This window comes from Ruminococcus sp. CAG:57, assembly GCF_000435935.1.
GTDB lineage: Bacteria > Bacillota > Clostridia > Oscillospirales > Ruminococcaceae > Hominimerdicola > Hominimerdicola aceti.
Genome location: NZ_FR890742.1, coordinates 13,222 through 18,945 on the forward strand (window position 1 = coordinate 13,222; position 5,724 = coordinate 18,945).

At 43.7% G+C, this 5,724-nt stretch carries 5 protein-coding genes; all 5 read right to left on the reverse strand.

Annotated features, from left to right (window positions below):
* Window positions 1–559 (reverse strand): ABC transporter substrate-binding protein (locus tag QVO88_RS07535; RefSeq protein WP_288177884.1); only part of this gene is annotated, 559 nt, incomplete at its 3' end.
* Window positions 556–2,046, reverse strand: a complete 1,491-nt coding sequence (locus tag QVO88_RS07540) for a diguanylate cyclase (RefSeq protein WP_022287887.1) — start codon at window positions 2,044–2,046, stop codon at window positions 556–558. The genes QVO88_RS07535 and QVO88_RS07540, both read right to left, overlap by 4 nt.
* Before the next feature lie 86 nt (window positions 2,047–2,132).
* On the reverse strand, window positions 2,133–2,414 hold the full coding sequence (locus QVO88_RS07545) for a hypothetical protein (RefSeq protein ID WP_022287888.1): 282 nt from the start codon (window positions 2,412–2,414) through the stop codon (window positions 2,133–2,135).
* A gap of 571 nt (window positions 2,415–2,985) precedes the next feature.
* On the reverse strand, window positions 2,986–3,837 hold the full coding sequence (locus QVO88_RS07550) for a helix-turn-helix domain-containing protein (protein WP_022287889.1): 852 nt from the start codon (window positions 3,835–3,837) through the stop codon (window positions 2,986–2,988).
* Window positions 3,838–3,959: 122 nt separating this feature from the next.
* Complete coding sequence (locus QVO88_RS07555; RefSeq protein WP_288177888.1) at window positions 3,960–5,546, reverse strand: potassium/proton antiporter; 1,587 nt, start codon at window positions 5,544–5,546, stop codon at window positions 3,960–3,962.
* Window positions 5,547–5,724 lie beyond the last annotated feature (178 nt).

A 5,724-nucleotide genomic window follows, 5' to 3' on the forward strand; every position in this document is an offset into this window, starting at 1 on the left:
CATCTGACTTCATGACCTCTGCCGCTTTTATAAGGTCAGACCAATTTTCAGGCAGGCTCAGACCATATCTGTCATACATGGTCTTATTATAGTAGAAGGTTATACAGTTCGTACCGGTAGGCAAGGCATTAAGTTTGCCGTTTATAGTGCCATACGAAAGGCTGTCATCATCAAATGCTGAGAGATTTATGTATTCCGACAGCTCATTAAGGTCATAAAAGTCCTCGCCGTCGGGAGAATATTCATAGAGCCAACTATAGTTTAACTGCATGATATCTGCGGTGGTGTCAGAGAAAAATTCCACGTCCATTCGTGTTTTGAAGCCGTCAAAGTCTGCATACTCAGGCCTTACCACAACGTCCTTATTGCTGTTCTGATAGGCTTTAAGCCCATCGAGAGTATACTCGTTGCGCACGTCCTTGCCCCACCACGAGAAGGACACCTCAGTCTTTACGGTATGCTCCATTCTTCTTTCAAACAATGCACAGCCCGTCATGACAGTCACTGTGCAGATCGCCGAAGCGGTCAAAGCCGCACATCGTACAATGCGTGTTCTCAACTGCGGCTCACCTCTTCCTCTTTTTTATCATATATCACTGCTCTTGCGTCCTCGCTGTGTTCTGCTTTCTCGCAGGCTTTTTCTGCCATTTCGTAAAGTTCATCATAATCATCGCTTGTTTCAGGGTAGACCGACGCACCCACTGCACATTTTATGTAACCCCTGTCATCGTCAAGGCAACATTCCTTCAGCTTATCGTTAAGCTCTTTAACATAAGCCCTCACATTACCATAGGCTCTAACAAGGTCAAAGTTCGTGTGGTCTGCAAACAGAACAAACTCGCCCTCCCTGAAAATTCCGCAGATATCGCCCTCCTTGCGGTTCTCCACCAGTATTTCGGCGACCTTTCGCTCAGCTTCCGCCACTATCTCTTCGCCATAGTTGAGCCTTATAAGCTCCAGATTTGTTATTTTCACGATAATAAATGCGATAGTCGAGCCTGAGATACAAGTTTCCATTTTATCCATAATGCTGTTTTCGGTATATTCCGCAGTGAAAAGCCCTGTATTTTCGTCCACCTTTGGATATTTTCCAAACTTCGGTCCGTTCTGCGGGTCGTTATCCGCCGCCGCTGCCGCAGATATCATAATAAATACGACTGCGCAGCAAATAAAGATACCAAGGCATTTAAGCCCTGTTTTCACATAGTGACGCAAAGTGTCTGACATATCCACGGTAGTAATGACCACCCAATCGTCACGGCAATCATCAATAGCACAGATAGTAGTCATATCCGAAACGGTGACGCCAGTGCCTCCCTCAAGGAATTTAGAGAGCTTTTCATCGAGTTTTTCGCCGACAACACTTTTTCCGTCGTTAGCATAGATTATCCTGCCATCGTCATCACACAGCATGGTATTTATCTCGCTGTAATTGTCAGAGGGCAGAAAAACAAGATCAAACTCCGTTGAAAACACAGAAGAGATAAAAATAAGATCGTCATTTATCCTGCCTGCGAAATACACTCGTCTGTAGTTATCGTCCTGTCCCGTGAACCATTTTATCTTGCTGTCACCCATAAGGTCGGAAACTCTCTTGTATATCTCATCGTCAAATATATCCTTTGTACCATCGGTTATCTTTCCTACATTATGTTCATTACTGCTTACAATGCCAAAATCAGTATAGTTGCCCAATGTACTAAGCTCTATAAGCCTCTCAGTGAGAACATTCTCCTCATTAAGCACAGCAAATTCGCTCTTTGACGTATCCGTAGGATCATATTTCGCATAGTCCTCATTGCCCATTATAAGCTTGGCAGTGTCCTCCATTTTCTTCATAAAGGCAGCCACATTCTGGTCTGCTTCCGCATTTATGGCAGAGCAAAGCTGAGCCTCTTTCTGAAATGCGTTCACACCGCTGTAATAGCAGGCACACGCATACACAAGCAGACAAGCAACGAACAGCACTAACACGCTTGTTTTCAAAATAGATCTTCTATATTTTTTTATTTTATCATACAGTTCAAAATCAGCAGAATTTTTCAAAAGCTATATCACCTCTCAGGCTAAATCATTATAATCATTATTAATTATAACACATATGCCCATAAAATAAGTGATTTTTTTGTTAATTATTGCTCAATTTGTATTGTACGGTTTATATTTTCTCTGACACGGCACTGTCTAACCTTATTTGCATGGCGTTTCTTTTTGGTTTCCGCTTCAAAAAGCGACAGTGCCGCCCATGCCGCTGTGAACACGATGCCTGCGGCAAACACTGCTCCCATGTTCCTCTCTGCCACCGCAACAAACAGGAAAAACAGCACCATTCTCATTATAGTTTTCATAAGCCACCTGTCGCCGCCTGCACCTGCCGCAACGATAAAAACATTCATCATGATTATCCATATCATTTTTACACACATCCTCATATTTTTCTTTTTCTATTTCGGGGCTGTATGTATGATAACACAACTTCATGAATTTGAGGGGTAATTTTTTGGACAGCAAGTTTTTTGTCGATATGCACAGATAAGAACGTTTGTTTTGATATAAATTCTACAAATCCAAAAGACCCCGCGGCAAAAGCCACAGGGTCTTTCAGAGAAGTAAGAAGTATAATATGAAGAAAAAATTATGAATGGGGAATGCTAAAGTTATGTATTTTCCCATGCCATTTCACTTTTGCCGCACTCTGAAAATTCAGAGCACAGCGAGATGAAATGAAAAGAAGAATGAAGGAAAATTATATATGAAAACTCATTATATGAAAAACTCATTATGAGTAATTGGTTGACGGAACTTTCATCAAGCTCTCAAAGCTTTTGCCTGAGGTCTTTCTCGGTGTTCCTCTGACCTTGTATATATAATACCTGTTCAATATGATAGTTTTATGAAAAGACACTGAAAATAAGCTGATAAGAATGGCAAAGTGGTTTTCATAAAAATCGAGGGCAGACCATTGTCCGCCCTCGGCATATCGTTTTATCTCTGCTCTGCTTTCGCAAAATGCACCTCTCCGTCATTTCTCGCAAAGCTTATGACCTCATCAAAGTCATGACAGAGCATCGAATATTTCAGCGGCTTTCTTATCATCACCGCTCCCGACCTTATGGATACCGGCACTGTACCTCCTTTGTACGCCGTTTCAATACCGTTTTTCTCCATGACAGCTTTCGCTATCTTTGTCACCTTTTCAACATCATCAAGCCCTGTGACCATAACGAACTCGTCGCCGCCTATCCTCAGAACAGGCATATCTTCCCCTGCGGCGGCGTTTATCCTTTTTAGGCTCTCAAGTATCACCTTGTCCCCTGCCTCTCTGCTTATTTCATCGTTTATCCTCATCAGTCCCACAATGTCAAAGCACAATACATATGTGCCTGTTCTCTCGTTAAGATAATCAAAAAGTTCAGTTACGTCAAATTTCTTGTTGCCCATATAATATGCTCCTTTTAAATAGTCACGGTTGAGCTTTGGAAAAAGTCCGCAGCTCTTGTTCCATTCTTTCTTGAACACCGAGGGTGCAACGCCCCACTGCTTTGTGAACGCTCTTGTAAAGACTTCGTGGGAATTGTACTGATACTTCATGGCGATATCCATGACGGTCATATCAGTATTGAGAAGATCTATCCCTGCATTGGTGAGCCGCCTTTTTGAGATATACTCTTTAAGGCTTGTATGCGTGGCGTATCTCCACAATTTCTGAAGTGCCGAAAGCGAGCAATAGCACACTGCCGCTATATCCTCCTGCGTGAACTCACTGCACAGATTGTGTTCGATATAATCAAGTGCTGTGGTGAAAATACAGAAATTGTTCTGGTCTTCCTTTCTCATTCCCCTGCCCCCTCGTATATATAGTAACGTTACTGTACTTATAGTATAGCATACTTTTCATGGCTGTGCTTGATTTTTTGAGTAAAAAAGGCGGCAGAAAATTTCCGCCGCCTGCATATTCTCTATCCTGATGTGACAACAAGCACATCTCCCTCTTTGAGCCGCAATCTGCCGTTTGGGATAAGTATACGCCCCTGACGTTTTATCATTACTATCAGGCTGTCCTCTGACATTGTTATCTCGGATATCCTGTGACCGCACCACTCATGATGCTTATCAAGGTTCATTTCGCTTAGGACAAAATGGCTGTCGTCATAAAAGCCTGCCGCACTCAGCACAACAACGTCCCCTGCAAGTATCTGGGTTTTGCCTGTTGGTATTATCTTCTCTTTGTCACGGAGTATCATAACCACAAGCAGACCTCTCGGAAACGGTATATCCTTTATCTTCCGCCCCGCCCAATTGCTGTCCGGCTGAACTGAAAGCTTTATAAACTGCACTTCCGTTTCGTCGCTGTAGTCATTGAACGTTTTCATTACGTTCTCCTCATCGTCTATCATATCGAGCTTTTTAGCAAACAGCGGCAGAAGCGTACCCTGAATACCGATAGACATAAGCACGATACAGAAAACGATATGGAAAACGTCATTTTTCATATATGCGTCATCAACTGTCGCCATGATAGCGAAAACAATGGAGGTCGCTCCTCTTAGTCCTGCCCATGAGATAAGGGCTATCTGCTTCCACTTTGCACCGAAAGGCTTCATGATAACAGTAACAGCCGCAGGTCTTGCAACGAATGTAAGGAACAATGCTATCGCCGCCGCAGGAAGTATTATTGACGGCATTTGCGACGGGAATGCCAAAAGTCCAAGGAGGAAAAACAGCAATATCTGTGTGAAGCCCGTTATTCCGTCAAAGAAATGCACAAGGGCTGTTTTGCCTGATATTTTTGTGTTGCCCAGGACTATTCCCACAATGTAACAGCTAAGATAGCCGTTTCCGCCCACCGCCGAGGGCAGAGCATAAGAAAGAATAGCTATGGCAGTAACAAAGATAGCGTCAAAGCCTGCTGCGTCAAATCGCACACGTTTTATGAGATACACCGCACCCAAAGATATAAGCGCACCGAAGCCCACACCGAAGAACACCTGTGCAAGCAAGCTCACAACAAAGCCTCCTGCCGTCGCACCGCCTTTCATTACTGAAAGTATTATAACCGTGAGCATATAAGCCCAAGGGTCGTTGCTTCCGCTTTCAAGCTCCAGTATTGAAGCCGTACCGTATCGCAGGTTCAGCTTTTTGCTTCTAAGTACAGAGAACACCGAAGCGGCGTCTGTGGAGCTTATAACAGCGCCTATAAGCAGACTTTCCAGCCACTCAAAGCCCAGCACAAGCTTGCAGAATGCTCCAGTTGCAAAGGCTGTGAGCAAAACTCCTGCGGAAGCGAGTATAAGTGACTTGCCTGCCACCTTTTTGGCTTCGCTCCATTTCGTGCCGAAGCCTCCGTAGAAGATTATGAAAACAAGTCCCACCGAGCATATCTCCTCGGCAAATTTATAGTTATCGAACTCTATTTTAAAAAGCCCGTCAGAGCCGAACAACATTCCAAGGAGAATGAACGCCAGCAATGCAGGAAGTCCAAACTTGTCCGATATTTTATTGAAAAACACACAGCACAGCACTATCACAGAAGATAAAATGAGCATTGTGGTCAAGTATATCACTCCTTTCACAACAAACACATCGCATTTACTGCGATCTCATTTGTGTATCCGCACAATGTTGATCTACACAAATTCCGGATAATTCAAGCCTCGTCACTTCGATCGGGACGTCGAGGGCGCCGTCCCCTACAATTCAGAATTTATGGCAATTTCTGAACAC

Bases quoted from the DNA above. Each gene is read 5' to 3' on its own strand.
- QVO88_RS07545 (WP_022287888.1), bottom strand. From the start codon at position 2,414: ATGATATGGATAATCATGATGAATGTTTTTATCGTTGCGGCAGGTGCA.
- QVO88_RS07550 (WP_022287889.1), bottom strand. From the start codon at position 3,837: ATGAGAAAGGAAGACCAGAACAATTTCTGTATTTTCACCACAGCACTT.
- QVO88_RS07555 (WP_288177888.1), bottom strand. From the start codon at position 5,546: ATGCTCATTTTATCTTCTGTGATAGTGCTGTGCTGTGTGTTTTTCAAT.